Here is a 24,148-nt window from a genome sequence, read left to right on the forward strand (position 1 = left end):
AACTCACTTTCTAAAATACTCCCATTTTTCAAGAAATATCTATATATTAAATAATATATTAATCAATAATTCTATATTTATCAACAAAAACCCATTTATTGTATTTTCTATTTATATACTGTGAGTCGTAATTATAAAAAATTTACACTATATCTGCCAATCAAAGATTCCAACATTATATTAACCCGTAAATTAAGCCTATCATTCACGCTTATAGTCCTATTATCATAAAACTCAGCACATAATACCAACACTGCAATAGTTAAATCTTCACTTTCTTCAAGTTGCTCCAAACTTTGCCCTGTATACTTCACAATATAATCTTTAGCACCTTCTAAAGTGGCTCCAATGAGCTTATCATCTTCATCACCATCTTGCCTTAGATATTCCTTTACAAAAGGCACATCAATCTCTGATAGTTTCATTATGCTGCCTTGCTCCTAGATGCCTTAGCCATGCTTCCTACTGTTCCAAGAACCATTGCTTCACCTAAAGCCTTTTTAATATCAAGTCTCATATTTGCCTTAATAGCAATTTCATCATTAATAAATCCATATTCAGTAGATTTTTGAAGGGATAATGCTTTTCTTTCTCCTACAATAAGTGATCGTTTAAGGTCTCCAAAGTAAATGGCTGTTCCTGTACCATCTAAATTTTCAATATGCTCATTAATAATAACTGGTCTACCTAAAATAGTGGTTTGCATACCTACTGGTGAGCCATTATAAGAGTTTACAAGTACTGGTCTGCCATCTACAAACTTCATATCTGTTAGAGCCTTAGCTGTTTGGTCTGAAATAACCCAAGTAGCTGTACTTCGATATCTAATAGGAAGTGCAAAGTAAAGGTCAGTTAATGTTTCAGGTGTAAGTTGTGCAGACACAGTTACTTCCTTACAGCCATCTGCTGATGAAAAACTTCCTAAACCTTGCACATCATATTCAGCATTTCCTTTTACAATTAACTCATCAAGTGTCATGCTATAGGCCTCTGCTAACTGTCGTAACAATTCACTTTCTAAATTATAACCAGTATCATCAAGAGCCTCCTGTGAAAAAGAAATAAGGGTTCCAAACTTATGAGCTTCTAATTTAATGGCTTTAAAATTTGCTACTTGCTTACTATATTCTGCAAGCTCTTGCATAGGCACAAATTTACCTAGTTTATTTGCTTGTACTGGAATTTGATGTTTACTATTTCCAAAGCGTTCATGCCTTACTGCACCATATAATGGCGATACATAGGCAAGCTTATCTAAGATGTAATCTGCAAAGGTTGTCTTAGCAATATTTTGAGTTGGGGCATTACCTGAACCAATAGCTGCATCTGAAAAAGTATGTGTAGCATCTCTTAATTCCTTTGTACCAATTTCTAGTTCTTGATCCGACTTAAGTGCCCTAATTTCTTCCGAAATAGAATTTGTTTCATTATTAGTTTGTGTGGATGAAGCTGACTTTTTAATAGTAGTCATTAGATCCCTTGCTTCTTCCTTAGTTTTAATGGTTTCATCAATCTGAGTAATTTGTTCTTTATACTCATTTACTTTTGTTAGTTCTTCACTTGAAAAAGCTCTGCATTCCTTTTCAGCCTTTTCCATGATTTCTTCAATCTGTGTAATGATTTTACTTCTCTTTTCTAGTAATAATTTCATTCATGTCTCCTTCTAGTCTTAAATTTAGGCATAATAAAAGGACTCTCGCAATTAATGTATAGAGCCCTAATTATTTGTTTTTCATTAACCACACCCTTACATCTAGCCACTGCTTCTCCTTCACATAGGCCTCATTAAAGGCGGGTTCATCATCTTCTACCACACCATCAGGTCTACTTCTCTGCTCAATGCCTTCTGCTCTCACTTGCACTGATGTAGCAATATAGGCTGGCTCAATAGTTAATAATGATACTTCCATTAGGTCAATATCCTCTAAAGTACGTTTTGCTACTGGCTGTTTCTCTTCCCAAGTATCACTTAAAGCTCTAAAGCCAAAAGACCATCCTTTCAGATTGCCTTGCTGAGCCTCTTCAATAACATCTTTATCATAAATAACAGCTTTTGCATAAAGGCCTATATTATCTTCTCTAAGTTTTAGAGTTTGGTTCATTGTACTAGCTAACTTATGCCTTACATCATGATTAAGTAGCATATCTATATTGTCAGCTCTAGCCAATGCCCTATTAAATGTCTCAGGTTTCACTTTCTCAATAAACTTTCCTTTCTCAGAATAAAGCTCTTTAGAATAGCGATCCACTGCATTCACATACCCACTAATTTCAAGTGAACCATCATTTCTCACCTCAATTTGCACTTATTTCACCTCCTTTCATCATTTTGGTGCTTTTTGATAGCTATTTGATATCATCCTGACTCATATTGATGTTTTTAGTATCATTCTTTGCACCATTTTGCACCACATTGGTGTAATTTTGATTAACAGTGGTGTTTGTATTTGGCGTATAGATGCTTCCTGATGCAATATCCATCAAAACATCACCAAGATTCAGCTTAACGAAGTTTAAAGTGGTTATTTCATTTAAATCTTCCTCAAACCTTACCTCAGAAGGCGTCATAAATCCATTCTTAAGGGCAATCTCATAGGCTTTAAAGCGTTTCTCAATATCCCCTTTGTTGAGCTGTTTGGTATCAAAAGCAAAGTAGTATTTACCTTTCTCCTCTGTTTCTAATAAGCATTTATTTAAAACCTTCTCAAACTTATCTAAGATAGGTGTTATAGCGAGCTTTACAAAGGCATCCCATACCTCAGCAGGTATACTTGAATCAAACATATTGATAGGGACATTAAATAACTTACAGATATCTGCATCAATAGCTGACTTAGATTCTATCATTTGCATTTCTGCTCCTGTCTGTTGTAATTCGTGATAAGTAATTCCTTCATTTAAAACGATACAATCATTATTTTTTTCATAAAGCCTCTTCCATGCTTTCTTTAATTCTGCAATAGCTTCTGCTGTTAACCTTCTTGTACTTTGAAGGACACCTCTTTTAACACCACCATTACCCATTGTTCGTGAAGTATATTCCATATTATCTAAGGCTTGTTTTAGGATATCGTTGCACTCGGCTACAATTCCTCTACCTTCTACTCCATTTAGGGTGTTTTTGGTACAAATTATAAACTGACTTATATCATAGGATTGTCCTTCTATTAGTAAAGTGACTTCTTTTAGAATGGCTCCTGGTGAAAGTAAAAGACTAATTTTGTCAGTAGGTATATAGTGAAGCTTTTGATTGTCTTTGCTCAATCCCTGTCCCTCAATATAAACATAACAATTACCCTCTAATAAATAGTCTCTTACCATAGCTTTCTTAAGTTCATCACCTGTCATAAAGGCATTTGGTTCATCATTTAAAAGAAGCGTTCTATAATCTTCTTTTACTTCCTCCACACTACCCTCATATTCTTTGTATAGCTTTATTTCTAAGTTACCTATGGTATTTGCTATCAGCTCTACATTGGCATACACAGAAGGCAAACTAAGGGCTTTCTGCCTTGTTACTGCTAATGGTGGTTTTTCTTCTGATTCAAGCAATAAATCTAGCTGCTCAGGCGTTAAATCTACTGCCTGCTTTATAAATAAGTCTCTTAATCCCATATCGCCTCCAATTAAAATACTTGTACTACAAAGTCTTCTTGTAGCATTTCTTGTTCTTGTAGATACAGCGCATTAATAAGTGCTGCTACCATATCTATCTTGCCAGTTGATTTCTTCTTATTTACATAGCGATTTAAATTTGTATCATATAAACACCTTGCATTAGCAAAGTTAATTTCTAATAACCTATTATTTTCATACCCAAACTGCTCGGTTAATACTAATTCTTCAAGTAGTTTTGTAGGACTATGAAGCACACTTGAATGCTGTTTAATCTCAGTAGTTTCATAGCCATTATTCTCTAGCTTCTGTGCAGTACTAAGGCAGTTATAACGGTCAAACCCTATTCCAACTATCCTGACTCCATACTTATCCTCTAAACTCAAAATAAAGCTTTCTATAAACCCATAGTCCACAACATTTTCACCACAACTAAAGCAATTACCATTTCTTATCATGCCCCTGTAATCAACCTTTTCTATTCTAGTCTTCTCATCTATCCTATCAGCTGGTATAAAGGCCCACACATTAGTATAAACCCTACCATTTTCTTCTGTAACCATTGCTACCGAACAGTTATCTGTTGTCATAGCAAGGTCAATGCCTAAATAGACATTTCTACCACACCAATCAAATGGCTCTTGTAGTCTACACTTTCTTAGGGCATCTGTTGGAATATAAATTTCTCCAACATCACCATCTAACCATATATTTAAATGCTTACACTTGAAGGAGGTTAACTTAGCTCCTCCCATTTCAAGCGCCTTTCTATATTCACTTTCTAGGTATTCTCTGCCATCTTCCAATGTACTTTGTAAAGGATTAGCTTTCATGAAGTTCTCTACTACCATTTCATCTTTCTCATCCAAGCTGTACAGCATAGCAAAGAGCTTCTCATCATCAACCACACCATCAATAACCTTCTTGCTGTAGTCAGTCCACTCTAGGAACGGATTCTGCGTATTGGGGTAACTGGTAGAAATTAATATTAAAAGCCTATTTTGTACTGATAGCATACCTGAGGTCATAGATTCGATAAGATAACCATCTTTTGCAGCACCAACCTCATCAATACATGCTGCTGAAACACGTCTACCATCTAAGGTATTTGCATCACTAGAAAGAGCCTTTAATGTATTCTGATTCAATTTGCAGGTAATGACATCTCTTTTTATATCAAACTTATCTCTAATAATGGGACTACTTTCAAGAAGTTTTCTTGTTTCTCCATATACAATTTTAGCTTGATCTCTTGTATTCGCACAAAGGTAGAACTCAGAATACTTAGGTTCTAAGAGCATAAGGATGATCATTACAATTCCGCTTCCGCACGACTTGCTATTCTTACGTGCCAACCATAATAAACAAACTTCATATCTTCGCTTTTCAGGCTTATCTTTCCGTTTCCAACAGAATATATTGAGTATAAAAAAATACTGATAACCTACACAAGCCTCATATAAAGATTGACCTGATACAGCACCAGTAGCAAAGTTAATTAACTTCATGATATTGACGATTTTATCTGCCACATCATAATCAAAATAATAAAGAAGCTCCTCTTGATGGTCTATTTCATAAAGGAACTTCTTGCATATGGCTTTGATATATTTATTTGTTGGGAACCTGCCATCTAGTACATCTACTGCATACTGATAGGCTCTTGATTCTTTGAAGCTGTTATAATCTATTATCCACCACCTCCCTGAATGATTCTAAGTAATGGATCTTGTTTCTCTTTTTCCACACCAATATTAATATTGGCGAGTTTAGCTCTTGACTGAGGGCTGAGGCTTAGCTCGTTGCAGAGTCTAAAGAACTCTTTCATGTAATTAGATTTCATCTTTAGATAGGCACTTGGCTTTCCTTCGTCATCTAATAAGCCATTCTCATTAAGTTGCCTTTCACATTCATTAATTCGGTCTATTGTAATTGCAGTGTGTGTCAGCACATGAACATCAATATTACCAAGAATGCCTGATGGCATAAGGTAATCAACTATGCCTTTAAATAGTCTCTTCTGCTCTTTAGATAAAAAAGAAGGTGGCCTGATTCTATCAGACTCACCCCTTAGTTTTGCTTCATATTCTAACCGTACATCTATTTCATTTTTACTCATATGTCCTGTTCTTGTTGTTATGCTCTTTGTTGGACGAGCCATGATATCACCTTCTTTATAATATTATGTAGCTATTTATTAAACGATTAATAGCAAATTATATTTGATAAGATTTTTTACTTACAGGATGTAGTTCTCCTTCCCAAATTTCAAAAGGAGGTGTAGCTTTATAGCTACTGTCAAAATAGCTTCTTATATATTGTGCTGCTCTATTCTCGCAGTACTTATAATTGATAACACACCCATCATCATCTAACTCAAGATTATTCATAAAAATTGCGAATGCCTGCTCTGCAAAGCTACTTTCTTCCTTCATAATTTCACCTGTATAATCTATTCCTTCTAAAAGAGGGTAACCTAGCGTTCCATGTACAAACCAAAAAGAAAACTGCCGTACAGCACCCCTTACATATATGCTTACTTTCATAAAAGGCTCCTCCTACTTTCCTTTGCTTTTTATAAAGCTTTCATTTTACACATTTTATATCTCTTATTGGGTGAGCCATGATTGTCATCTATTTTCTTAAATTACTCATCCATTAATAATATAATAAAATGAAATTTGATAATATTTTTATAGCGTTCTATCATACAATGATAAACTATTCCAATCATTAGGAACTTTTAAGCAAAACGCAGGGACGAAACAAGATCTATATTCTTTAGACCTCTGCCATTCATTGATCAAAAAATCTTTAATCTCCTCATTAGACGAAAATCCTATGGTATTTCCCATCTCTATTTCACTAAACCATCCATCTCCATAACGATTTGCTGGTCCCCCCATACCACACGGTTTATGTCCTTCAGATACAAAACACCACCAAGATAAATCTGTAATTTCAATATTAATCTCGCTTATTGCGTTAATAAATAAAATTGCCTTTTCCATTGGACAAATACACTCGATATATCCCCTTCCAACTGGTTGAACATGATATTTTAGTAAAATGTCATCTAATTTATTCTTTTGGATCATTATCATCTTCCTCTTTAATTTCAGATTTATTCTATCACATATAAAAATTTCATTTTAGGCATTTTGTGTCTCCTGTTGAGGGCACGTGGCGTAGAGTATAAGTTTGTATTTTAGTTTAAATAGTAGGGGGGATACTTATGACATATATATAATAGATAAAATGCTAATATTCAAAGTTCTCAGTTCTATCAAAGCATCTATTTACATACGTTTCTACTTCATTTGGTATTTTACATAATGAATGTTTCAGTGCCCCCTCAATGTCCATAAGTATGAACTCTAGTTGCTCTTCATTAACTTTAATTTTTCTTTTATTACAGTTTATCTTTATATATTCCATAATCTGTTCTGCAATTATGTCTTCCTCTTCCTTAGTCATATTCTCATCTATCATAGCTATATGATCTACAACTTTTGCAGTAATTACTATACCTTTAAAAGAAAAATCTTTTGTAGAAATTTCAATTTCACCACTATGGATCTGAGCAAAAAACTCATTGGAAAGAGTAAAAAACAATTTTATGCCTTCTATAGGATCATTTACTTCACTTGTAATATAATAAACATAATCTAAATTAACCAAATCAATACTTGTAGTAAAGTATGCTCTTCTCGCAACCCAAGGAGTGAATTTTTCTAAGAAAGTCTTATCTAAATAATCCATTCCCTCAATACGCTTATTCAACATAAATCCTTCAATAAAACTTCTCAAACAAACCATATCCATCTTGCCTATAAACATTCCTGGTCTAACGCTAATATACTTGAGCATCTCTTCTATATTCATTATCCACCTACTCTACAAAATTTACATCACCAATCCACCTCACTACTATCACCTATCTGCAAGTTACAAACTCTACAAAGCACCATGGTATTATTCAAGTTGGTAAGCTACTAGATAAACTGAAATTTATAAAAGTGATTTAATATATTCACTTCTACTACCATCCCAAAAACAATTTATGCATCTTTCATTCTTAAAAATATGATTGCAATTATGATACCCATACAAAATATGCGAACATTCAGGACAAATGAAAGTCATTGTTGATGTATCCTTAAAGTATTCACTACCACATTCATCACAAATTACAATTTCTTTTTCCATAAGCTAACTCCTATAAATTCAGCTTTACCAGTCTTTTATACTTTTATCACCAATCTGCAAATTACACACCCTACAAAGCACTGCTATATTATTAACTAGTTGCAAACAAATCATATTAGTCTATATAAAACTCTTCCGTCTTTAAATCACAATAAAATCTTCCACTTTCTGCAGTAAATTTTAAAATACAATAATCTGGGTCTGTAACTCCTTTTTTGTAAAACAGGGTGTCACCTTTTTTCCAAATCATATTTTTACTATCCTGATCAGTTAATACTTCCATCTTTCCTTTCAGCATTACACCAGTATATTTAATCAAACCCTTATGATAAAAATAAATACTTGCATTAGGATTTTGAATGTACTGCTTTACTCTTGTAGAGGATGTATTAGTTGAAAAGAAAAATTCTTTCATTCCATTTCTCTTTCGAGGTCTTAACATTGCTTTCACATTTGGAAAATCATTATCATCAACTGAACATATAAAACTAACGTTCTGCTTATCAATAAATGCTTCAATCCTTTTGAGTTCCATTATAACCTCCAAAACTAAAATTTCACCAATCTCTTATACTTTTATCACCTATCTGCAAGTTACACACTCTACAAAGTACAGCCACATTATCCTCATCTAACCTTAGCTCTGGATAATCCTTAAATGACTTTATATGATGTCCTTGGAGATGTTCTGTGGTGAGTATTTTATACTTCTTCCAACACCTCTCACAATAAGGATGTTCTTTCACTTTTCTGTTCCTCAACTTCTGCCAAGCATATGATGAGTAAAATTCACGTTTCTCAGGTGATATATTTCTGTTAAATTTAATGCCATTTCTACAAGTACACGTTTTGCTATATTCGATTGTCTTACCACATTTACTGCATATCTTTTTCATATGTATCCTTATTCTAAATATTATAACAAATATTTTCTAATAATTCTATATTTTCCATTAAAATACCCCCAACCATTTCATCTTGGCTGAGGGTTCATCTTGGGAGTGTTAATGATTTATATTTACATCATATTAGCTTTTACTATATGATATTAACATCTATTATCTATACTTTTTAACTGACAAAAACAATACTTTTACAATACATTTATGAGAATAGTGGAATAAGTCTTTCTACAATTATTCTTTTCTTCCTCTTATTAAAGCCATCTTCAGTTACTTCAAGTATTTCACATATCCTACCTATTGAGTACCTTTTAAAATATCGCATTTCGATTAATTTCATTTCATATTCTGTGAGTGTACCTAACACATTCTCTATTTTCTTAAGCTGACGTTCTTTCTTTAAAATGCTCCTTTCGATAACGCTTCTTTTTCTCTCTAAGTTCTTCTCTCTTTCAAGTACCTCATTTTCTACCACACTACAAAAGGCATTTGTGCTACTGCCAGCCTTCTCATTCCCACTAGCTCCTTTTATGCCCATGATTTCATTTGCTTCTTCTAAGTCTAGCTTTAGGTTGTCTATCTCAACTTTCAGCTTTGGATAATTATATAAAATACCTTCTACCATACTATAATTATTATCTTTCATTCGCTGTCCCTCCGTGATGTCTTTTTATATTCAACTGTTTCAAAAATATACACTTCACCTACACTATTGCTACTTGGGCAGAATCCATATGGCTATGTTGCTCCACCTCTTCGCATATATGGCGTGTGGCCGGACTACTAAACTCAGTGCCAGTCATACGTTTATTATTCCTATTTAAAAGAGTAAATTTAATTACGTTCTCATTCTTTGGGTAATTCTCTCGATAAGTCCTTCAAATCTTAGTTCATTCATTAGTTTAGTTATTTATTTTATTATCCACACCTACCCATTTATCTATTTTCCAATCCGTTGGGTCACTAGTTTAGCCATTGGGACATTAATTGGCACATTAGACAAATACCTTCAATCCATTGACTATCAATAAAGGGACAGTAGAACACTAGATTACGTCAACAAAGTGTACGTTACTATTACACTCCCTATACCCTATATATAATATATATCCTTTTATATAATAGTAGTGTTCCTACTGTTCCATATACCTCCAACCCATTGGCCATCAACCAATAGAGCATGCCACACTACACCCCATTTTCACTGTCCCTCTACTGTGCCATCTGTCCCACTAAAACGGTATGCTATATCCCTTAATAAATGGCATTTTATAATACCTACTTTTAGTCTTGCTATTTCTAACTTTTGTGTTTTGTTGCTCAAATCCCATTGAAGTTAATGCTCTGCCAACTCTCTGTGGACTTAGCTTTTTCCCATGCTTTTCTTCTAGATAATTACATAGCGCTGTACTTGTAATATACCCCCACTTCTCCTTTGGTTGATTGAGAGGCAAAATCTCTTCAATAATGAGCTGTTCATCTGACTTAACAAAATAAAGTTTATTCCTATCATTATTCAGCTTAATTTCTTCCTCATTAAGATGAGTCTCCTCCCCCTGTAGATACATTGCCACTATCTGCCCCCATAAGAGGTCAACATCAATGTTATGGGTATGATTAAGTGCTTCTACATCAATCACAATAAATCTTCTATTCCCTGTATCATCTCTTAAAAATTCATCATCATTAACAGTAGATGCAAAAAATGTTCTACGTGGAAACTTCTCAGCTTTTCTGCTATATGGCATTCTAAATTCATCATGAGTAGAAGTAAGCCATGCTTTAAGGGCATCTCTATCTGACTTTCTCATAGTGCCACCAAGCTCACCTAACTCACAAAGCCAATAAGATGTGGCTTGAATTACGCTATCTTTACTTGATAAATCTAGCTGCACACCATCCTTAAAAAAGTCAACTAAAAACTCCTGTGGCATTAACGCCCTAAACCATCTTGTTTTACCTATTCCCTGCTTTCCTTTAAATACAATGGTAAACTCGGCATTAAATTTCCCATCATTCATGCCCATTTTTACGCCACTTATTAGCCATTTAATAAGCATCTTTTCATTAAATAATTTGTCCTCAATAGAATAATGCTCTGCATAAGTGATTGTTTGAAGTAGCTTTGTTAATTCATCTGCACCTTTAGTAGCCTTAAATTTCTTGTGTGCTTTTTTCAGGTACTGCTTTACTGGATTATAAGCTTTTTGATTAGCTATATATGCTGTAAATCCCCATATATGATCTCTAGTTAAATATAAGCCTGTCCTCATACACATGCTATTAATCTGTGTAATAAAGTCATCATACACATACCATTTAGTATTACTTTCTATTTGTCTCTTTAATTCGTTATACTTGAGTATAATATTTTTATTGATGTATAGCTTATTTAGATTTTCCCATATCTTATAGGGCTTTCCCTTGCTACTACACTCATAAACTAAAAATGAAGCTATCATCCTATTAAAAGTATCTTCTTGCTTTTGATAAATGGCTACTTGTCTTGCCTGCTCATAACGCTGAGCTCTTTCTTCATCATTGCTAATCTTTAAAAATTCATAAGTCTGCACATCACTAAAATCTACTTCTTGCATTCTACCTTCCCTCTCTAGCTATAATAATTGCTGCTATAGTAACTTCCTCTATATGTCCTCAAGCATTTGTTAATAGTCGCCATGCCATAAGTCGCTCCACATTGCCTTCTATCCCATTTAGGTCTCATCAAACTACTGCTCCTATAAAGTCTATCTATCTGACCAACATTGCCTCCAGTCCAAAATATAAGCATATTAATAAGAGCCATATCATCCTTTGAAGCATCCCCAGAGCCACTGCCATAGTGATAGAGCTGACTAAACTTCTCGTTTCTACTCGCCTTCTCAACAAGCTCCTCATCATTCAAGGACCTGCCTCCCCCTATATGGGTAGGTGTGGTTAAAAAGGTCTTTTCTTGCCTAGCCAAGTACTTAGCGTGTAAAGGCTTTATGGTCTCTGTGCAATCTCTAAGTGTTCTATAAGGTTCAATTACTTTTCCTGTTACTGTAAAGAACCTGCCTTTGTCATAACACTCAAAGTTTCCCTTTCTGCAAGCTCCTTGAGGTTTACTTCCTATACAAATTACATGGATGCCTTTCCTACTAGGAGACACCTCAGCATAACTATTTAAAGTAGTTAATACTTCTCTCACAACTGGATCATCTAAGCTGACTCCATCAATATCCACTCCAAAGATGCCATCACCTAGCATAAAGCCTAACCCATCATATAGGTCAACTACACCTAAAGCCATTTCATAATCACACCAAGTATTAGGATTATTGCTTTGAGCAAAACCTCCTGTCCTAGCGTTAAATGGTTTTTTATCATACTTGCCCCTACTACTATCCCAGGTGAGCCTATAAAGCACCCACCTGTTTAGTTCCCTTAGTTCTATTGGTATATTGTTGTAGTTCATCCCTGCCTCCTCGTTAAAATGGAAGTGAGTCATCTGCTCCCCACTCCATTGGTGCAGGTGTGGTTAAACTACTTTGACCAGGTCTATTTAATAGTTGCTGTTTTGGCACTGGTGCGTTCTCTATGCCTTTTACTTCACCTGTATATCTAATGGTGGTATAAAACCCTGTATTTCCATCCACTTCATATTGCTTCTCCCCAAATATGCCACCAAAGTACTTACCTCTAAGACCTTCTTCATTCCAATCCCATTTATAACCTCCATTACTACTTTCAATATGATGAATAAATGTTTTAAAGGCCTTTTTTAACCTTTCATCCTCTTCACTACCATCGTCTTTAGGCACATTTAAACGATATATACCCTTCCACTTTTTATCCTTAGTTTGCTTTTCATATTGATCTCTGTAAAAGTTTTTATATTCTCCTTCTGCTATATCAAAAAGGATTAACAGTACACTTCCCCATCCATATTCCTTTTCTTCTGCCTCCACAATCCTACATACATAACCACCTACTGGTAATTTTCTCTTTGTTCCCATTACTTCTGTTGTTTCATAACCATTCCATTTTTTCATTTCTATATTTCTCCTTTAACAAGTAATTCTCTTAAGTTGTAAATTAATGTCTTATAAATATAATCACCGCTGAAATTGATATTCTTTTGATAATGAATGTGCAAATTATATCTACTTTCAAACACCTTAAGGGTAGCCATAAAGGCTTTAGGGTTATAACCTGTATCATAATGATGCAGCTCTATATCTTCATAGTTGGCATTCTCAATTAAAAGGTATAAATTACCCTTTGACCTCATAAATTCCTTTTCTATACGTTCTCTAGCTTGAGTAAAATTGCCACTTAGTTCATTTAGATTGGCTTTTCTTTCAATAGCACATTTGTTTTGCAAGTAGTATTCTCTGGTGCTATTAGGCATTTGTACCTTTATGGTATAGTCACCAAACTCTAATTTCTCATAACAATAATTAATCCTGTGCATATCAAAGTAGCTTGTAATGTGACTACATTTTTGCTCCCTTGTATCAATCACCACAGTAGCTTGCTTTAAGATATTTTTAATCTCTGCTTCCGTATATTTAAACATCCTAGTAATCCTCAAGCACCTTTAATACTGGCACAATATCGTTTTCTATCTCATCCTCTTCAAAGGCATCTAGTGGCGTTTTAGCTGTTGAATTATTACTATGGGTTTCAAAAATGTATCTACCATCCTTGCATTTAGCCAGTAATACTACATTAAATTTTGATTCAGGAACTAACTTATTTAGCTTCTTCCCTGTAGTTTTCATCCTAGTCCACATATAACCATCTTCTGTTCGCTCTGTTTCACTATGAGCTGTATAAATGATAGTTAGGTCTTCTCTTAACTCACTAACAATATCTAAAATACTATAAATATAAACTACTAAATCAGCCCACTTATCAAAACCTTTCTCCTTGGAACGTCTTATTTCTTCTCCAACCATTACACCATTTAAAGTGTCTATGATTATATATTTAAGTTGTGTCTTTTCACTAATTCCTTTCATAAGTGTTAGTATTTTATTAGGATCATCTGTAGCTATATAGTTTTTGTTCTCAGCATTGTATTGCTGCCTAAAACCTCTCCATGCGCTACCCTTCTTATCGGCATCAATAAAATATGTTTCATTTGGGTTTAAATGACGTAAAGAGGTTGTTTTGCCTGCTCCTGACTCTCCTATAATACAAATCGCCTTTGCCATAGCTCCCACTCCCTTCTAATATTTAATTTCCATTTCTTCTGTTTTTGTAATAGTGCTAAGGCCTTCAATGTCTAGCAGTTCACCTGTTTCTACATACACAATGCCATCTTCTGTAGGTACTAAATCTTTCTTGAAGTCAGCCCATTTGAATGATAGTACCTCTTTTTTATTGATGAGATCATTTCTACCATTCATTTGTGCCCACACCAATAACTTGTCTATATCCTTTTCTAAGTCCAACTTAGCTTTCTTCACTACCACATCACCATTTAATAACTTCACTTTTCTTTGTGTCTTGGTTTCACTTTGTGGTACTTGCTCAAAGAGTTCTCTTAAATACTGCTCTTGCTTTTCCTTTTTCTGTTCAAGTCCCATCTTCTTTTCTTCAAACTGCTCTTTTAGAAGTTCTGTCCTTGCCTTAAATAATTCGTTTAGCTCTGCAATTGCTATTTCAAGTTCTTTTATATTTTCTACTAATTGGTCCATCTCAACTTTTAGTTGAATTGTTCTCACATCTATTAATGCTTGTTTATTTGCCATTTTCTTCTCTTTCCCTTCTTATTCTTAATAGATTGTTATAACGGCTCACATATTGCCTTCCTAATACATCCTCTTGGCATAAATAAGCCATTAGCTCATTAATAAGTGATTCATATTGCTCTATTTGCCAATTCAACATGATATTTTTCCCTGTCAGCTCGGCGTGTTCGGATAGTATCTTAAAAATATAACTCACACCTTATCTCCCTTCTTTAAATAGATACTGAAGCTCTAAATCAGGAAAATAACTTTTTTGGATTCTCTGAGCTTCATCAAAGGTAAACTGACTTTTACATCCTATCTTTAAAGATATGGTTGCAGGTCTTACTCCTAACAGATTAGCTAGGTCAATGCACTTTACTGAACGTCTTGCCATTTCGGCTTTTAAATTCCATAACATTTTTCACATCTCCTTTTATTTTGTTTGTTGTGCTTTCGCTACAAGAGATATGATAAATATGAAATATTAAATAGGAATGAGGCCTTTTTAAGGCTTTTATGAGGCCTTTATGAGGCAATTTTGAGGCTTTTATGAGGCCTTTATGACTAATTGATTAATAGAGTTTTAAGGAAGAAAAATGGTAAAAAAAATAGAACCAGTTGTATACTGATTCCGTAACAATTTATAGAACTGCTCATAACTTACTTGTGCGTTATGGTAAAAACTGCTATTATATTAGTAAGTATGGTAACAAACTCCGATAAAAATTTCTATCCTTATTGATATTCATAACTTGTAGCTACTATTTGTCACATTTCTGGCAATCTGGAATGGATAAAGCAAATATTCTAGCGCAAGGTATGTCACAGGCCATCCGAAGCCCTGAAGTATTAGAAGATCTTTTAGCAAAGGCTTATTATCAAGCTTTAGAAGCTCAGGGACAACAAACTTAATCATTTTACTCCCTAGCTTAAGATACACTACCCTCACCATTAGGATTCCCTATTATCCTTCTTGTAGCAACCAAGTAGGATTGGATTGAAGGAAAAAAATAAGCTGGTATAAAAGGAGTCCATTCTAAAATTAGAATGGACTCCTTTTATATCTATTTATCTGTTGAATACATGTCAAATGTAACGGTATCTTCTACATAAGATAGTACATAAGTTAAAGTACTGTCTTGCCATTGTCTTCTTCTCGTACCTCTTACATTAGTAATTTTCTCAATACTTGATTCACCAAATTCTGCTGTCAACTCCTTAGCAATAGCTTCTACAAAAGCTTCTACATCATCAGTTTGCTTACAGGTCATATTAATAAAGTTTACTTCTCCCTTATTATCATTGTAAACAATCTCTACTTTGACAGCTTGATCTAAAATAGTTTGTTTATAATAGTCTGCTAAAAGAATATTTGTATCCTCTAAATTCTCAGTAGACTCTGCTTTTCCAAGTAAATTAATAACATCGGCTTGCTTCTTACCTATCAGTTTCCCTAAAGCAATTAGGTCTTTAATAGCTGATTGGTTTTTCTCAGCTACTTCAGCTACTGCTTTTGCTTCAGCTTCTTTTTCTGCTACTTCAGCTGCAGCTTTTACTTCAGCTTCTTCTGCTTCTTTAGCTTCTTGTTCACCTAAAGACTTGGTTTCGACCGCCTGAGTGGTTGGTTCTACTGCTTCACTATTTGCTGGTGCATTTTGATTAAAACATCCCGTAAGGGCTAGCATACTGATTAGTCCTACGACTATAAATTTCTTAGTATTCATCATCTTGTTTTAATACAACCTCCTTTATTTTTTGTATAACCCCATCTTCATCATTACTTTTTGCCGAAAATCTTGCTATTTTCTTTAAGGATGGATGTGCATTGGCCATAGCGTAGCTATGATGAGCTTTTTGAAGCATTTCAAAGTCATTTAAGTAGTCACCAAATACCATGGTTTCCTCATAGGTGATGCCTAACTGCTGCTGAATATCTTCAATAGCTTTTCCTTTATTAACACCATTAGCCATCATATCTAACCAAATGTCTCCTGCTACACTCATTTGAGCCTTACTACGTAAATCCTCATAAGCTAAATAGCTATTATGTTCTGCGCCTTTAAAGTCGCATATTGTCACCTTTAAAATATCTCCCTCAACACTTAGCAAATCATCAATTAATTGACATTTTACATAGTATTTGTTTACTTCTCTTACAAAGTCTTCATCTGCGTTTTCTATATAGGCACCTTTGCTCGTTGCTAATACAATATAGACGTCTTCTATGGTACGTCCTTTTTCAATCAGCTGATGAGCTACTCTCCTATCTAGTGGGTGAACAGCTATTTCTTTGCCACGATAAGCAATGTAGGTACCATTTTCGGCAATGAACAACATATCATCTGATACTGCCTTAAAGTTTTCCACTAAAGTAAAATACTGTCTGCCACTAGCCGCAGCAAAAATAATATTTTTTTCTTTTAACTGCTTAAATACATTGTAGAAATTAGGCGATAGTTCTCCCCTACTATTTAGTAAAGTGCCATCCATATCTGTTGCGATTAGCTTAATCATGTTGTCCTCCTGGCTCTTATAGATGTATCCACTCATTTACATTATACAAGTAGATATACTTATGGGCAACTGTTAACTTTGTAATATCAGATAACGCTAAACTATATAGTTCAAGTTGTTTAATATATTTTTCCTTTATCCTTTGAATGCTGAGTTCCTTTTGTTCTTTATCCACATAGTCTGTTTTATAATCAATTAAAGTAATGCCTTCTTCATCAATGTAAAAACTATCAATAACGCCTTGAATTAAAATTTCTTCTCCTTCAGGATAAGCTTCGTTTACCAACTTCGCATTAGCCAAATAAATAAAGGCTTTTTCCTTTTCTACATATTGTGCTCTTCTCATTTTCTTAACTATCTCAGAATTAGCCATTTCTGCAAGGCGTTTACTACTAACCACCTCTAGTACTTCAGCCGAGAGTTGATGAGAATTCACTAGATGCATAAGTTCTTCCTCTATAGCTGCCACTTCTGTGAATTTAAGAAAATCTAGATGCTCAAACACACTATGAATCAGTGTCCCCCTCTTAGCTCCCTTTAGTTCCTCTTGTCCTTTGATAAAGCTTGGTACTGGCACCTCTTCTTCTACTGGATATAAATTCACTTCATACACTTCATCGTCTATAAGTTGACCCATTGCCTCTCTTTTAATTTCTGAAACAGATACTTTTGTAGGTAATAATACCGCTTCTTCATGAGTGTATTCACTATTTAAGCGATTGAAGATGATTTCTTTATAAGGTCCATAGATCTTTTCTGTATCCCATTCTTCTAACAAATCTCTTTTTTCTTCAATACCTTGCTCTCTACTAGTCTGTAAATCACCTAATTCTTCTTTACTCCATACACGTAGTTGCCATTTACCACGTCCTTCAAATAAATAAGGTGGTGCTTCATGAGTCAGTAGCCTTAAATCTTCTAAATCGCTGTGGGCATATAAGCTTAAACCAATCCAATTTAAATATGAGCCCCCACGTTTAACGCCTAATGGTAAAATAGCTGCTTCTTCTCTACTTGCATATAAGCTCCATTTATAAGCAGCATCTTGGACATCACTAAGTGTTCCTGTAACAAATAATTTTTCTTTAGCACGCGTTAGAGCCACATAAAGCACACGCATTTCTTCAGAAATATTCTCAGAAAGAATTTGATTTTTAATAGCCATTTTAGGAATCGTAGGATATTTGACATACTTACTAGTATCTAAATAATCTGGCGCTAAGCCTAACTCATTATGAAGTAACACAGGTTTCATCATATCATTGTTATTAAAGCGCTTTCCAGTATCACATAAAAAAACGACACTAAACTCTAGACCCTTACTTTTATGAATACTCATAATTTGAACTAAATTCTCATTTTCACCAACTAATTTTGCCTCAGCCAAGCCATCTGGTGTTTGTGCTAGTTGATCTAAATATTGTATAAACCCAAATAACTTACCATTTTGACTATTTTCATAGGCCTCTGCATATTTTTTAAATAGTTCTAGATTAGCCTTTTTCTTAGCTCCTGTTGGCAACATAGCCACATAACGATAATACCCGGTTTCCACATAAAGCCTTGCTAGTAGTTCTTCTAGACTTAATTCACTACTCATATTGCGGTAGTTATTTAGCATGCTCATAAAACGATTTAACAAAGGATTATCTTGGCAGGTTTCTAAATACTTTAAGAGTGCTTCATAAAAACAACCGGTTTCTGCTGCTTTTCGAATGTAAACGAGTTCATCTAAGCTCACACCTACAATAGGTGATCGTAGTACCGTAATCAAAGGGATGTCCTGTAAAGGATTATCAATAATCTTTAACAAACTCATCATTGTTTGAATTTCCAGTGCATCAAAGAAGTTCCCACCAATATCTGCGTAAGCTCCTATCCCCTTTTGCATTAATGCATTTTCAAAGATGCCTGCCTTTTCTTTAGTTGCTCTTAATAAAATGACGATATCTTTTGCTTCTACCTTACGATAGGCCCCTAATGCCTTATCAAAAATATGGGTTGGATTACCTTCTCCTTTAAGGAGCTGATCTACTAAATTAGCCACTAGCATGGCTTCACATTCCACATTCTTTAAATCCTCAAGCCCCGTTTCTTCTGTATTTTCTGGTTCTTTGGTTTCTAAAATGTGTACTTCAATCGCTTCTGATAAAGCTCCTTCTGCTAAAGACTCTGGGTTTCCTTCTTCATAATGATTGCCTACCTTTAGCTCAGCATATTCATCATATTCAAGTTCTCCTACCCTGACACTCATCACTTGCTGAAATAAGTCATTAACACCTTGAAGAATATTATCCCTACTTCTGAAATTCTGAGATAAATCAATACATACGTTATTACCTTTAGTAGATGAAGTCACCTGATGCTTTTCCCAGCTTCCGTACTTTTCCGAAAAAATAAGGGGATTGGCTAATCTAAAGCGATAAATACTTTGTTTCATATCGCCTACCATAAAACGTGTTGGTCCTTCTTCTTTATTAGCCTCAGCTACTGCTTTCAATAAAGTTTCCTGTACTGTATTACTATCTTGATACTCATCAATATAAATCTCTTTGTAAAAACTACTTAGTTCTTTAGCTACATCCGTATAGCTGACCTCTACTAATTCCCCTGCTTCATTAAAAATAGGTTCTACTAAAAGTTGAAGACAAAAATGCTCTAAGTCATTATAGTCTACAACTCCTGCATTTTGCTTTTCTAATTGGTAGCGTTCTTCAAAGGCTTCAATAAGCTTTACTAAAGTAGCCATGAGATCTCCTAACCGAGGTAACTGTGCCATTAAAAGAGGATCTTCAATAAATGCTAAATCATCTTGTAAGCCCTTAATGACTTCTTTACCTAAGTCACGATAGGCTTTTACACGCTCCTTTAAAGCTACATCACATTCTTGCTTTTTTCTTGAAAGGGCAATAAAATGAGTATTTTTAATGCATCTAATCAGTTCTTCTAGTGACATCTCCTGGTGAATATCTTTAATCTCAGCTAAATCACTATGAATAGCTTCTAGGTAAAGCTCTGGTCCATTAGGCTTTTCACATAACGCTATGGCTTTATCATAAATAATGCGTACATCTTGTAATTGACTTAATAAATGGGTACGAATACTTTCTGACCAAGGCATTTCATTTAAACTAGTATACACTGTTTTTAAACGCGACACTTGGTTATGAAGCCATACCTTTGGAAAAGGTGTACTTTTAGAGAATGTAGAAATATCCAAAATCAAGTTTTTTAAACCGTCTAAGCCTTGTACATCCCCATAAACTTCTGCTAATGCCATAAAGTCAGATGCACCGTCTTCAAGACATTCCTCTAAAAGTTCATCTAGCAGTTCCCTTTTCATCACATCTAGCTCTGCTTGTGTACCTACTTTGATATTAGGGTCAATATCCAAGCGATTAAAATACGCTTTAATTGTTTTTAAACAAAATGAATGAATCGTTGAAATTGAAGCCTGTGGCACCAAGGCCATTTGACGTTCAATATAATCTATCTTCTTTAGATTTTCTTCATTTAGATTTTCTTGAAGACCATTCATATAATCCGAAAGCTTTTGCAAGATACGTTCCTTCATTTCTCCTGCTGCAGCACTAGTGAAGGTTACAATTAAAAAGCGATCAATTTCTATAGGTACTTCTTGCTCACTTCCAATGATACGCTTCATGACACGCTCTGTTAAAACTGCTGTTTTTCCTGAACCTGCTGCTGCTGAAACTAAAATATTGGCTTCTCTTTGATCAATAGCTGCCTGCTGTGCTGGTGTCCATGCCATTTATAAGCCCTCCTTCTCTAGTTTTTCCCATATTTCCTCTTTACTTAGTTGTTCTAAGGTATCATAACAGTTATCTACTTGTTCTTCACTGAACTGACAAATGGTATGATAAATGCAATATTCACAAGGGTTTTTACCTTTTAAGCGGTAGGGTTTAGCACTTACTTTACCTTCTAATAATTCTTGTCCTAATCCTCTAATCGTGTCAATAATATGATTTTCCAGTAGCTTAAACTGTTCTGGGGTAGCCACTGAAGAGCCTTTTTTAATACTACCATCTTTATTTAAACTAACGGGAATCGTACTGCCTGTCCCTGACTTATCAAGAGCAGCAATAATTTCTGGTTCATCTAATGCTAAACCAGAAAGTTTAAATTGCTTTAAGCTACTTTCTTGAAGCTGCACTTCATCCATTCCTACTTTGTAGCTTACATAAGGATTATTAATGTGGAAGTAGAAAACCCCACCTGCTTCATAACTATGATGTTTCTTTAAATAAGCATCTAGATATAACAGCAATTGAAGCTGTAAACCATAATATACTTCTAATAAATTAAAGTTCTTTTGCCCTGATTTGTAATCTAAGATTTTAATATATTGCTGATTGTCATCTTTATAATACACATCTACACGATCAATTTGCCCAGTCACTAGAATGGTTCTTACTTCATCAATAGCAATTTCAATTGGAGGAAAGCCCTTACCTTCTCCAAAATTAATTTCATAACCCATAGGTTCGAATTCACCATTTTTGAGATGAGCTGTTAAAGCATGAATTGCCCTAGAAGTCATTTTTTCTACCTTAGCTGCTGTAAACTGAAAACGTCCCGTTTCTCTCTGGGCTTCATTTACTTGCTCTACCGCATAAGCTGTAGCCTTTTTCACCCCTTGCTGCATTTCTTCCCTGGTGGCTTTAGTCCAAGTAGTATTCATTAAGCTGAGTTCTTTAGGATATTGCTCTAAAGCTGCATGAAATAGTGTTCCTACCTTGGCTCTATCAAAACGGAATAAACGGCGCTCTTCTGCTTTAATCCCATAACGCATAAAATAGCAACAAGCACATTGCCTAAAAGTTTCTAGCTTAGAAATACTAGTATCTAACTTATTGCCATAAAGCAAATGTGTTGTTTCTTCTTGTAAATAGTGCTGTTGATTTGTATAAAATAAATAATCGGTTAATCCCTTTAGGCGGTCTTTCCACTCGTCTTTAGTCGCATACCAACTCACTAAGTCTTTCCAGGCTTCTTCTTCTAATCTACCTTCTACGTATTCCCTCAGTAAATTCCCTACATAACCAAAAGTAGGCAGAGGACGATAGATTTGACTTAGAAAATCTCCTTGTAAAGGTTTTGGTGTTTCACCAAATAACTTTTTCAGTTTGTAATAAACGAGAGAAGTTCTTAGAGGCTTACCATTTTCATCAGCCATGGCTGCACTTACAAAAAGCTTTTCCGTAGCTCTTGTTAGCATCGAATAAATACTAAACTGTCCGCCATAAAGAGGCTGGTCAATAATTAGCTCATTTAATCGTCCTTTTGGTCCTTTATCTTCCTTACACATCTGACTAAGAGAAGCTTTATCCATATCCGAAAAAATAGGCGTCGTTTCATCTACTTTAGGAATAACCCCTTCATTGGTTCCTAGTATAAAGCACGCTTTTAAACGAGGAAGTCTCGTCCTATCTACAGACCCAATTAACACTTGGTCTTGTGCTGGTGGAATAACTCCCATTTTCACATAAGAAAAGCTCGTTTCTAAAATACGGCGATAGGTCATTAGATTAAGTTCTTCTTCACCTAAAATATCTACTAAGCGCTCGAAAACTTCCATGATTTTTCCCCATATTTGGGTGTTTTCAATCTCTAATAAACGATTACCTTCTGCTTTATGTTTGGCAATGATTTCATTTAACTTGCTATAAGCACCAATATCTTCTAAAAAGCCATATAAAGCTTTTGTAAGATCTACAACCTTGTTTTTACCCGATGATTTAGTCATTTGAATAGTCATTTCGAGTTTTTGAATAGGTCCTAAAATAGCTTCTCTTGTAATATTAATACGTTCCTGTTTCTCTTCATCTTTTTGGTCAAATCCCCAAGGCTGTGCCCATTTTTTCTTACCCTTAATCCCATAGGCTAATAAATAATTTTCTAATAGATCTATCTCTTCAATTGAGATAGGGAGTATTTGTGTTCTTAAAAGTCCCATAATACTTTTATAGCTGTAATTAGAGGTTAATACTTCTAAAACACCTTCTAAAGCTGCTACTAAACTATTAGTATGAATATTTCTTTTCATATCTAAGAAATAAGGAATTTCATATTCTTTAAAAGCCCCCTCTAATAAAGTCTTATAATCTGCTAAGTCACCTACAATAACTGCCATATCATGATAACGATAGCCCTCTTCCATCACTAAAGTCACAATCTGCTTAGCTACTTGTTCTACTTCTTCTGCTCTAGAACCATAGGTCTGCAGATAAATAGCTTCATTTCCTTTTTCATAAGGGTTAGCATAAGGTTTTAAGTACTGCCCCTCCAAATAAGCCAGAGCTTCATTTTTTTCTCCTGCGCCTTTAACATAGTTCACTTCATAAGCTAAATGCTGTTCTTCACAAATGCCCATAAGTTTTTGTAGCATTTGAATACTTTCATAAAAAGGATAGCTATTTCTTACCTTGTCTGTTCTCGTGTAAGGTTTATCCATAGGTAAAGTAATAGTTAATCCCTTTACCTTCTTCATTAACTCTTTAATGATAAGCAATTGGTTATACGTAAAGCCATAAAAGCCATCAATCCAAAGCCATGCTTTTTCTAGTTTCTTACTTTTCATGATGCTACTTGCTAGTAGCGTCATATTTTTTTCAATGGTCACAAACTGATTTCCCAAATAATCTTCGAAGGCTTCATAAAGCATATGAATGTCTGTTAATTTACTTTTAAATAATAAGGTTGCCTCCTTATTTTCTATAAGTTCGCCTAATTGCTCCTTACTCACACCTGCTTGTTCTAAAACTGTAATAAAACGGTTAATAGCTTCAATAAAACCTGTATTATTCATATTTTTTTTGTAGAAAATAATCTCTTTTTTATGTGCTTCAATCACACGTTTTAAAATAATCATACGTTCTAAATCTTCAATAACAGCCACTTCAGCTTTTCCTACTTCTTTAAACACTTCTCTAGCTAACGTATTAAAACTAATAACCTCCGCTCTTAAGAGACCTGGATAAAGCCTTTTGGCCAAGTCTTTTTGTGTCTGTAAGTTGAATTGTTCTGGCACTAATAAAAGTAGTGGATCAAAACTTTCTTCTTTTAAAGCTGTTTCTATAGCTTCATAACAATAAGTAGTCTTTCCTGCACCCGAACGACCTACAATAAATTGTACTTTCTTCATTTGTTCACCCCTTTTTT

At 34.5% G+C, this 24,148-nt stretch carries 26 protein-coding genes; 1 reads left to right on the top strand and 25 read right to left on the bottom strand.

The window, feature by feature from the left end; translation table 11 throughout:
• Positions 1 to 131: 131 nt before the first annotated feature.
• From QTL86_RS09250 to QTL86_RS09350, 21 genes are all read right to left on the bottom strand, one after another.
• Positions 132 to 425 (bottom strand): head-tail connector protein, encoded by a 294-nt coding sequence (locus QTL86_RS09250; RefSeq protein WP_410497037.1) that lies wholly within the window; start codon positions 423 to 425, stop codon positions 132 to 134.
• Positions 425 to 1,651: a phage major capsid protein gene (locus QTL86_RS09255; protein WP_410497038.1), complete on the bottom strand. Its 1,227-nt coding sequence runs from the start codon at positions 1,649 to 1,651 to the stop codon at positions 425 to 427. The genes QTL86_RS09250 and QTL86_RS09255 overlap by 1 nt, the downstream gene beginning before the upstream one ends.
• 70 nt (positions 1,652 to 1,721) lie before the next feature.
• The gene (locus QTL86_RS09260; protein ID WP_410497039.1) at positions 1,722 to 2,306 is read right to left on the bottom strand and encodes an HK97 family phage prohead protease; all 585 of its coding nucleotides are present in this window, start codon (positions 2,304 to 2,306) and stop codon (positions 1,722 to 1,724) included.
• 40 nt (positions 2,307 to 2,346) lie between these two features.
• Positions 2,347 to 3,615: a phage portal protein gene (locus tag QTL86_RS09265; protein WP_410497040.1), complete on the bottom strand. Its 1,269-nt coding sequence runs from the start codon at positions 3,613 to 3,615 to the stop codon at positions 2,347 to 2,349.
• 11 nt (positions 3,616 to 3,626) lie between these two features.
• Positions 3,627 to 5,123 carry a terminase large subunit gene (locus tag QTL86_RS09270; protein ID WP_410497041.1) on the bottom strand — a complete coding sequence of 499 codons (1,497 nt, stop codon included), beginning with the start codon at positions 5,121 to 5,123 and terminating at the stop codon, positions 3,627 to 3,629.
• 182 nt (positions 5,124 to 5,305) lie between these two features.
• Positions 5,306 to 5,776, bottom strand: a complete 471-nt coding sequence (locus QTL86_RS09275) for a phage terminase small subunit P27 family (protein ID WP_410497042.1) — start codon at positions 5,774 to 5,776, stop codon at positions 5,306 to 5,308.
• Positions 5,777 to 5,831: 55 nt separating this feature from the next.
• Positions 5,832 to 6,161 carry a hypothetical protein gene (locus QTL86_RS09280; RefSeq protein ID WP_410497043.1) on the bottom strand — a complete coding sequence of 110 codons (330 nt, stop codon included), beginning with the start codon at positions 6,159 to 6,161 and terminating at the stop codon, positions 5,832 to 5,834.
• 147 nt (positions 6,162 to 6,308) lie between these two features.
• Entirely contained in the window at positions 6,309 to 6,713 is a 405-nt protein-coding gene (locus QTL86_RS09285; protein WP_410497044.1) for a hypothetical protein, read from the bottom strand.
• A 163-nt stretch (positions 6,714 to 6,876) separates the two neighbouring features.
• Positions 6,877 to 7,500: a hypothetical protein gene (locus tag QTL86_RS09290; protein ID WP_410497045.1), complete on the bottom strand. Its 624-nt coding sequence runs from the start codon at positions 7,498 to 7,500 to the stop codon at positions 6,877 to 6,879.
• A gap of 126 nt (positions 7,501 to 7,626) precedes the next feature.
• On the bottom strand, positions 7,627 to 7,824 hold the full coding sequence (locus QTL86_RS09295) for a hypothetical protein (protein WP_410497046.1): 198 nt from the start codon (positions 7,822 to 7,824) through the stop codon (positions 7,627 to 7,629).
• Between the two features lie 115 nt (positions 7,825 to 7,939).
• Positions 7,940 to 8,359, bottom strand: a complete 420-nt coding sequence (locus QTL86_RS09300; protein ID WP_410497047.1) for a pyridoxamine 5'-phosphate oxidase family protein — start codon at positions 8,357 to 8,359, stop codon at positions 7,940 to 7,942.
• A gap of 22 nt (positions 8,360 to 8,381) precedes the next feature.
• Complete coding sequence (locus tag QTL86_RS09305) at positions 8,382 to 8,720, bottom strand: HNH endonuclease (protein WP_410497049.1); 339 nt, start codon at positions 8,718 to 8,720, stop codon at positions 8,382 to 8,384.
• Between the two features lie 208 nt (positions 8,721 to 8,928).
• A complete protein-coding gene (locus QTL86_RS09310; RefSeq protein WP_410497050.1) occupies positions 8,929 to 9,372 on the bottom strand; it encodes a hypothetical protein in 444 nt (147 codons plus the stop codon).
• 586 nt (positions 9,373 to 9,958) lie between these two features.
• Positions 9,959 to 11,323, bottom strand: a complete 1,365-nt coding sequence (locus QTL86_RS09315; RefSeq protein ID WP_410497051.1) for a VapE domain-containing protein — start codon at positions 11,321 to 11,323, stop codon at positions 9,959 to 9,961.
• Positions 11,324 to 11,337: 14 nt separating this feature from the next.
• Complete coding sequence (locus QTL86_RS09320; RefSeq protein ID WP_410497052.1) at positions 11,338 to 12,183, bottom strand: hypothetical protein; 846 nt, start codon at positions 12,181 to 12,183, stop codon at positions 11,338 to 11,340.
• Positions 12,184 to 12,196: 13 nt separating this feature from the next.
• A complete protein-coding gene (locus QTL86_RS09325) occupies positions 12,197 to 12,760 on the bottom strand; it encodes a hypothetical protein (protein WP_410497053.1) in 564 nt (187 codons plus the stop codon).
• 2 nt (positions 12,761 to 12,762) lie between these two features.
• Positions 12,763 to 13,287: an ERCC4 domain-containing protein gene (locus QTL86_RS09330; protein ID WP_410497055.1), complete on the bottom strand. Its 525-nt coding sequence runs from the start codon at positions 13,285 to 13,287 to the stop codon at positions 12,763 to 12,765.
• A 1-nt stretch (position 13,288) separates the two neighbouring features.
• On the bottom strand, positions 13,289 to 13,927 hold the full coding sequence (locus QTL86_RS09335; protein WP_410497056.1) for an AAA family ATPase: 639 nt from the start codon (positions 13,925 to 13,927) through the stop codon (positions 13,289 to 13,291).
• Between the two features lie 15 nt (positions 13,928 to 13,942).
• Positions 13,943 to 14,467: a host-nuclease inhibitor Gam family protein gene (locus QTL86_RS09340; RefSeq protein ID WP_410497057.1), complete on the bottom strand. Its 525-nt coding sequence runs from the start codon at positions 14,465 to 14,467 to the stop codon at positions 13,943 to 13,945.
• Positions 14,457 to 14,663 (bottom strand): hypothetical protein, encoded by a 207-nt coding sequence (locus QTL86_RS09345; RefSeq protein WP_410497058.1) that lies wholly within the window; start codon positions 14,661 to 14,663, stop codon positions 14,457 to 14,459. Before QTL86_RS09345 ends, QTL86_RS09340 begins: the two co-directional genes overlap by 11 nt.
• 3 nt (positions 14,664 to 14,666) lie before the next feature.
• Positions 14,667 to 14,867: an XRE family transcriptional regulator gene (locus QTL86_RS09350; RefSeq protein WP_127066648.1), complete on the bottom strand. Its 201-nt coding sequence runs from the start codon at positions 14,865 to 14,867 to the stop codon at positions 14,667 to 14,669.
• A gap of 371 nt (positions 14,868 to 15,238) precedes the next feature.
• Between QTL86_RS09350 and QTL86_RS09355 the strand changes: the two genes are divergently transcribed.
• Positions 15,239 to 15,361 carry a hypothetical protein gene (locus QTL86_RS09355; protein ID WP_410497059.1) on the top strand — a complete coding sequence of 41 codons (123 nt, stop codon included), beginning with the start codon at positions 15,239 to 15,241 and terminating at the stop codon, positions 15,359 to 15,361.
• Positions 15,362 to 15,513: 152 nt separating this feature from the next.
• Here the strand turns inward: QTL86_RS09355 and QTL86_RS09360 are convergent, their stop codons facing one another.
• Genes QTL86_RS09360 through QTL86_RS09375 form a run of 4 tightly spaced genes read right to left on the bottom strand, consistent with a single transcriptional unit; the run spans position 15,514 to position 24,131 of the window.
• Positions 15,514 to 16,176 carry a hypothetical protein gene (locus tag QTL86_RS09360; RefSeq protein ID WP_410497060.1) on the bottom strand — a complete coding sequence of 221 codons (663 nt, stop codon included), beginning with the start codon at positions 16,174 to 16,176 and terminating at the stop codon, positions 15,514 to 15,516.
• The gene (locus tag QTL86_RS09365; RefSeq protein ID WP_127066305.1) at positions 16,163 to 16,963 is read right to left on the bottom strand and encodes an HAD family hydrolase; all 801 of its coding nucleotides are present in this window, start codon (positions 16,961 to 16,963) and stop codon (positions 16,163 to 16,165) included. The genes QTL86_RS09360 and QTL86_RS09365 overlap by 14 nt, the downstream gene beginning before the upstream one ends.
• 16 nt (positions 16,964 to 16,979) lie before the next feature.
• Positions 16,980 to 20,735, bottom strand: coding sequence for a helicase-exonuclease AddAB subunit AddA (gene addA / locus QTL86_RS09370; RefSeq protein ID WP_410497061.1), 3,756 nt, complete (start codon positions 20,733 to 20,735; stop codon positions 16,980 to 16,982).
• Positions 20,736 to 24,131, bottom strand: a complete 3,396-nt coding sequence (locus tag QTL86_RS09375) for a PD-(D/E)XK nuclease family protein (protein WP_410497062.1) — start codon at positions 24,129 to 24,131, stop codon at positions 20,736 to 20,738. It abuts the gene before it with no gap.
• Positions 24,132 to 24,148 lie beyond the last annotated feature (17 nt).

Source organism: Cellulosilyticum sp. ST5, assembly GCF_046529625.1.
Taxonomy (GTDB): Bacteria; Bacillota; Clostridia; order Lachnospirales; family Cellulosilyticaceae; genus Cellulosilyticum; species Cellulosilyticum lentocellum.

Bases quoted from the DNA above. Each gene is read 5' to 3' on its own strand.
- QTL86_RS09365 (WP_127066305.1), bottom strand. From the start codon at position 16,963: ATGATTAAGCTAATCGCAACAGATATGGATGGCACTTTACTAAATAGT.
- QTL86_RS09320 (WP_410497052.1), bottom strand. From the start codon at position 12,183: ATGAACTACAACAATATACCAATAGAACTAAGGGAACTAAACAGGTGG.
- QTL86_RS09335 (WP_410497056.1), bottom strand. From the start codon at position 13,927: ATGGCAAAGGCGATTTGTATTATAGGAGAGTCAGGAGCAGGCAAAACA.
- QTL86_RS09265 (WP_410497040.1), bottom strand. From the start codon at position 3,615: ATGGGATTAAGAGACTTATTTATAAAGCAGGCAGTAGATTTAACGCCT.
- QTL86_RS09350 (WP_127066648.1), bottom strand. From the start codon at position 14,867: ATGTTATGGAATTTAAAAGCCGAAATGGCAAGACGTTCAGTAAAGTGC.
- QTL86_RS09290 (WP_410497045.1), bottom strand. From the start codon at position 7,500: ATGAATATAGAAGAGATGCTCAAGTATATTAGCGTTAGACCAGGAATG.
- QTL86_RS09275 (WP_410497042.1), bottom strand. From the start codon at position 5,776: ATGGCTCGTCCAACAAAGAGCATAACAACAAGAACAGGACATATGAGT.
- QTL86_RS09330 (WP_410497055.1), bottom strand. From the start codon at position 13,287: ATGTTTAAATATACGGAAGCAGAGATTAAAAATATCTTAAAGCAAGCT.
- QTL86_RS09270 (WP_410497041.1), bottom strand. From the start codon at position 5,123: ATGAAGTTAATTAACTTTGCTACTGGTGCTGTATCAGGTCAATCTTTA.
- QTL86_RS09255 (WP_410497038.1), bottom strand. From the start codon at position 1,651: ATGAAATTATTACTAGAAAAGAGAAGTAAAATCATTACACAGATTGAA.
- addA (WP_410497061.1), bottom strand. From the start codon at position 20,735: ATGGCATGGACACCAGCACAGCAGGCAGCTATTGATCAAAGAGAAGCC.
- QTL86_RS09295 (WP_410497046.1), bottom strand. From the start codon at position 7,824: ATGGAAAAAGAAATTGTAATTTGTGATGAATGTGGTAGTGAATACTTT.
- QTL86_RS09325 (WP_410497053.1), bottom strand. From the start codon at position 12,760: ATGAAAAAATGGAATGGTTATGAAACAACAGAAGTAATGGGAACAAAG.
- QTL86_RS09360 (WP_410497060.1), bottom strand. From the start codon at position 16,176: ATGATGAATACTAAGAAATTTATAGTCGTAGGACTAATCAGTATGCTA.
- QTL86_RS09340 (WP_410497057.1), bottom strand. From the start codon at position 14,467: ATGGCAAATAAACAAGCATTAATAGATGTGAGAACAATTCAACTAAAA.
- QTL86_RS09310 (WP_410497050.1), bottom strand. From the start codon at position 9,372: ATGAAAGATAATAATTATAGTATGGTAGAAGGTATTTTATATAATTAT.
- QTL86_RS09315 (WP_410497051.1), bottom strand. From the start codon at position 11,323: ATGCAAGAAGTAGATTTTAGTGATGTGCAGACTTATGAATTTTTAAAG.
- QTL86_RS09355 (WP_410497059.1), top strand. From the start codon at position 15,239: ATGGATAAAGCAAATATTCTAGCGCAAGGTATGTCACAGGCCATCCGA.
- QTL86_RS09375 (WP_410497062.1), bottom strand. From the start codon at position 24,131: ATGAAGAAAGTACAATTTATTGTAGGTCGTTCGGGTGCAGGAAAGACT.
- QTL86_RS09285 (WP_410497044.1), bottom strand. From the start codon at position 6,713: ATGATCCAAAAGAATAAATTAGATGACATTTTACTAAAATATCATGTT.
- QTL86_RS09280 (WP_410497043.1), bottom strand. From the start codon at position 6,161: ATGAAAGTAAGCATATATGTAAGGGGTGCTGTACGGCAGTTTTCTTTT.
- QTL86_RS09305 (WP_410497049.1), bottom strand. From the start codon at position 8,720: ATGAAAAAGATATGCAGTAAATGTGGTAAGACAATCGAATATAGCAAA.
- QTL86_RS09250 (WP_410497037.1), bottom strand. From the start codon at position 425: ATGAAACTATCAGAGATTGATGTGCCTTTTGTAAAGGAATATCTAAGG.
- QTL86_RS09300 (WP_410497047.1), bottom strand. From the start codon at position 8,359: ATGGAACTCAAAAGGATTGAAGCATTTATTGATAAGCAGAACGTTAGT.